Raw genomic sequence first — 4085 nt, 5'->3', positions numbered from 1 at the left:
CCCCCCCCCCCCCCCCCCCCCCCCCCCCCCCCCCCCCCCCCCCCCCCCATGTCGTGTGTGGTCAGATTGCAACATCGGCTTCACAGGGCCTCCAAAGTTGGTTTAAAGGGACGAGCAAAGTATAGCACACCGCCGTCGTCCTGCCGCGTTCTTTCCCGCCCGGCAATTCCCGCGACAACGAAAACCTTCACCGCCCCCGGCGGGGGGTCAGAGGCGGGATTTCTCACGATGCGACAGGCGACTTTCATCAGCGGCGGCGCCGGGATTTTCTCGCTCCTGTCCGGGGTTGCAGTCAGCCGCCGGCGGACACAACGGGGCCGAGGCAACCCACCCCCGTTGTGCCGATGTCAAAGACGCTACTTGCCTTTCGGTTCCGCAGGTTCCGGCGTCTGGCCTTTCCCGAAATCCTTGTGCTCCGGATTCTTCTGATTCGCGCGGTTGTCTATCGCGTGTTTCGGCAGACTCCGAACCGGATTTCCACTGTTTGTTTTTTTCATGACAAATGCCTCCTGTGGCAGATAACAACCCGGTCACACAATACGCCCGCACAAGGCAAGCATGTGCCCCGGAACACACAGCGGTTGCTGCGTTCAGAGATATGATAACGCAAGCGGTGTTATTCCGGGGCGGGTGCGGGCGGCGCCAATCCGGCGGCGCCGTTTGACTGGTGGCGGGCTGCACCGCCGGTTCTGGCCCCGGCCCCGCCATTCAACCGGCGGCGAATTTCACCGCTTCGTCCCGGCCTGCATGGCCTCGCCTCGGGAAACCCGCCGCACCTTGTCATCGGCCCGCTGGCGGCGAAAACCGCGCCGCACAACGCCCGATGCAAGGTTTTCACGGCATTGCCCCCGCGCCTGCGGGCGCGCCGCTTTCCGTCCGGGTCGCCGCTGAAAACCGGTTTCCGGGCGAGTGGCGGGCAAGCGGCGGACGGCGCGCAGCCCTTTACTTGCGGCGGATTTCGCGTTATTATCCGGAATGCCGTGAACCTTTCCCGCCGAAGGGCGGGGAAGGTTTGTTTGTGTTTGTTTGCAATTCAGCGCCCGGAGAACGATGGCGACCATCAACCAACTGGTGCGAAAGCCCAGAAAGCGAAAAATCGGGAAGAGCAGCGTCACCGCGCTCGAGAACTCGCCGCAAAAGCGCGGCGTGTGCGTGCGCGTGTACACGACGACGCCGAAGAAGCCGAACTCGGCGCTGCGCAAGGTCGCCCGCGTGCGCCTGACCAACGGCTACGAAGTCACCGCCTACATCGGCGGCGAGGGCCACAACCTGCAGGAGCACTCGGTGGTGCTGATACGCGGCGGGCGCGTCAAGGACCTGCCCGGCGTGCGCTACCACACCGTGCGCGGCAGCCTCGACACGCAGGGCGTCGAGGGCCGCAAGCAGGGCCGCTCGAAATACGGGGCGAAACGCTCCGCCGCCTGAGACCAGTCCGATGCCGCGCCGCAGAGAAGTGCCGAAAAGGCAGGTTACGCTGGACCCGAAGTACCAGGACGAGACGCTCGCCAAATTCATCAACCTGCTGATGAAGGCCGGCAAGCGCTCGCGCGCCGAGAAGATCGTCTATGGGGCGCTGGCAAAGGCTTCCAAGGCGTCCGGCGACGAACTCGAGATTTTCAAGACCGCGCTGGAGAATGTGAAGCCGCGCGTCGAGGTCAAGTCGCGGCGCGTCGGCGGCGCCACCTACCAGGTGCCGGTCGAGGTGCGCCCGGTGCGCCAGATGACGCTGGCGATGCGCTGGCTGATTGAGGCCGCCCGCAAGCGCGGCCCGCAATCCATGGTCGAGAAACTGGCGGCGGAACTGGCCGACGCCTTCGACAACAAGGGCGCGGCGATCAAGCGGCGCGAAGACACGCTGAAAATGGCCGAGGCCAACAAGGCCTTCTCGCATTACCGGTGGTGACGATGGCGCGCACGACCCCGATAGACCGATACCGCAACATCGGCATCATGGCGCACATTGACGCCGGCAAGACGACGACGACCGAGCGGGTGCTGTTCTACACCGGCATCTCGCACAAGATGGGCGAGGTGCACGAGGGCGCCGCGGTCATGGACTGGATGGAGCAGGAGCAGGAGCGCGGCATCACCATCACATCGGCGGCGACGACCTGCTTCTGGCAGGGCATGAGCCGCCAGTTCGACAAGCACCGCATCAACATCATTGACACGCCGGGGCATGTGGATTTCACCATCGAGGTGGAGCGTTCGTTGCGCGTGCTCGACGGCGCCGTCGGCGTGTTTTGCGCGGTCGGCGGCGTCGAGCCGCAGTCGGAGACGGTGTGGCGCCAGGCCGACACCTACAAGGTGCCGCGCATCGCGTTCGTCAACAAGATGGACCGCTCCGGCGCCGATTTCCTGCGGGTCGTCGCGCAGATACGCGACCGCCTCGGCTCGAGGCCGGTGCCGGTGCAGTTGCCGATCGGCGCCGAGGACGGCTTTGTCGGCGTCGTGGACTTGATTACCAACCAGGCGATTTACTGGAACGAGGAAGACCTCGGCGCCACCTACAAGGCCGCCGATGTGCCCGACGAGATGCGCGCCGAATGCGAGCGCTGGCGCGAGACGCTGCTCGAGGCGGCGGGCGAGGCCGACGAGGAATTGATGGAGAAGTACCTCGAAGGCAAACTGGAAGTGCGCGACATCGTGCGCGGCCTCAGGATGCGCACGCTGGCCAACGAGATTGTGCCGGTGCTGTGCGGCTCGGCGTTCAAGAACAAGGGCGTGCAGGCGCTGCTCGACGCCGTCATCCAGTTCATGCCGTCGCCCGACGACATGCCGGCCATCGAGGGCGTCGCCGCCAAGGAAGACGAGGCGGCGCCGTCGCGCAAGCCGTCCGACGACGAGCCTTTCTCGGCGCTGGCCTTCAAGATCGCCAGCGACCCGTTTGTCGGCACGCTGACTTTCTTCCGCGTGTATTCCGGCGTGCTGCGCTCCGGCGACACCATCTTCAACCCGGTGCGCGGGCGCAAGGAGCGCATCGGGCGCATCCTGCAGATGCACTCCAACTCGCGCGAGGAAATCAAGGAAGTGCAGGCCGGCGACATCGCCGCCGCGGTCGGGCTGAAAGAGGCGGTCACCGGCGACACGCTGTGCGACACCGCGTCGCCGATTCTGCTGGAAAGCATGAGTTTTCCGGAGCCGGTCATCTCGGTCGCGGTCGAGCCGAAGACCAGGGCCGACCAGGAGAAAATGGGCCTCGCGCTCGGCAAACTGGCGCGCGAAGACCCGTCGTTCCGCGTGCAGACCGACGACGAGACCGGCCAGACCATCATCTCCGGCATGGGCGAGTTGCACCTTGAGATCATCGTGGACCGCCTGAAAAGGGAATTCAGCGTCGAGGCCGGCGTCGGCGCGCCGCAGGTCGCCTACCGCGAGACCATCACGAAGGCGGTGGAGCAGGAAGGCAAGTTCATCCGCCAGACCGGCGGGCGCGGGCAGTACGGCCATGTGTGGCTGCGCATCGAGCCGCTGGAGCGCGGCGGCGGCTACGAGTTTGTCAACGAAATCACCGGCGGCGTCATCCCGAAGGAATACATCCCGGCGGTGGACAAGGGCGTGCAGGAGCAGATGCAAAACGGCGTGCTCGGCGGCTACTCGCTGGTGGATGTGCGGGTTACGCTCTACGACGGCTCGTTTCACGATGTGGATTCGTCCGAACTGGCGTTCAAGATCGCCGGTTCGCAGTGTTTCAGGGACGGCGCGAGGGTCGCGTCGCCGGTGCTGCTTGAGCCGGTCATGCAGGTCGAGGTCGTCACGCCGGAGGATTACATGGGCGATGTCGTCGGCGACCTCAACCGCCGCCGCGGCGTCATCGAATCCATGGAGGAAATTCCGATGGGCCGCTCGATTCGCGCCGAGGTGCCGTTGAAGGAAATGTTCGGCTACGCCACCGATTTGCGCTCGGCGACGCAGGGGCGGGCGACCTACTCGATGGAATTCCACAAGTACGCCGAAGTGCCCGCCGGCCTCACCGGCGAAATCGTCAAACAGCAAGGCGGAGCATAGAGTCCAGCACGGGGGAGAGCACCATGTCCAAGGAAAAATTTGAAAGAACGAAGCCGCACATCAACGTGGGCACGATA

At 65.1% G+C, this 4085-nt stretch carries 5 protein-coding genes; 3 read left to right on the top strand and 2 right to left on the bottom strand.

The genetic code is table 11. From position 1 onward, the window contains the following. Positions 1 to 356: 356 nt before the first annotated feature. Together OXU50_00730 and OXU50_00725 are read right to left on the bottom strand one after the other, a co-directional pair. Positions 357 to 497 carry a hypothetical protein gene (locus OXU50_00730; protein ID MDD9868416.1) on the bottom strand — a complete coding sequence of 47 codons (141 nt, stop codon included), beginning with the start codon at positions 495 to 497 and terminating at the stop codon, positions 357 to 359. Positions 498 to 725: 228 nt separating this feature from the next. Next, on the bottom strand, positions 726 to 1061 hold the full coding sequence (locus OXU50_00725; GenBank protein ID MDD9868415.1) for a hypothetical protein: 336 nt from the start codon (positions 1059 to 1061) through the stop codon (positions 726 to 728). On the opposite strand from OXU50_00725, the gene rpsL reads away from it, so the two are divergent. From rpsL to fusA, 3 genes are read left to right on the top strand one after another with little or no spacing between them, the layout of a single operon-like run. After that, entirely contained in the window at positions 1051 to 1425 is a 375-nt protein-coding gene (gene rpsL, locus OXU50_00720; protein MDD9868414.1) for a 30S ribosomal protein S12, read from the top strand. The genes OXU50_00725 and rpsL overlap by 11 nt on opposite strands. Positions 1426 to 1435: 10 nt before the next feature. Continuing rightward, a complete protein-coding gene (gene rpsG / locus OXU50_00715; protein ID MDD9868413.1) occupies positions 1436 to 1903 on the top strand; it encodes a 30S ribosomal protein S7 in 468 nt (155 codons plus the stop codon). A gap of 2 nt (positions 1904 to 1905) precedes the next feature. After that, positions 1906 to 4008: an elongation factor G gene (gene fusA / locus OXU50_00710; protein ID MDD9868412.1), complete on the top strand. Its 2103-nt coding sequence runs from the start codon at positions 1906 to 1908 to the stop codon at positions 4006 to 4008. The last annotated feature ends 77 nt before the right edge of the window (positions 4009 to 4085 follow it).

It is taken from the genome of Gammaproteobacteria bacterium, assembly GCA_028817225.1.
GTDB lineage: Bacteria > Pseudomonadota > Gammaproteobacteria > Poriferisulfidales > Oxydemutatoraceae > Oxydemutator.
Note: the sequence above shows the minus strand (reverse complement) of the source record. Positions and strands in the feature narration are given on the sequence as shown.

Coding starts and splice junctions, on each gene's coding strand:
- rpsG (MDD9868413.1), top strand. CDS start 1,436: ATGCCGCGCCGCAGAGAAGTGCCGAAAAGGCAGGTTACGCTGGACCCG.
- OXU50_00725 (MDD9868415.1), bottom strand. CDS start 1,061: ATGGTCGCCATCGTTCTCCGGGCGCTGAATTGCAAACAAACACAAACA.
- fusA (MDD9868412.1), top strand. CDS start 1,906: ATGGCGCGCACGACCCCGATAGACCGATACCGCAACATCGGCATCATG.
- OXU50_00730 (MDD9868416.1), bottom strand. CDS start 497: ATGAAAAAAACAAACAGTGGAAATCCGGTTCGGAGTCTGCCGAAACAC.
- rpsL (MDD9868414.1), top strand. CDS start 1,051: ATGGCGACCATCAACCAACTGGTGCGAAAGCCCAGAAAGCGAAAAATC.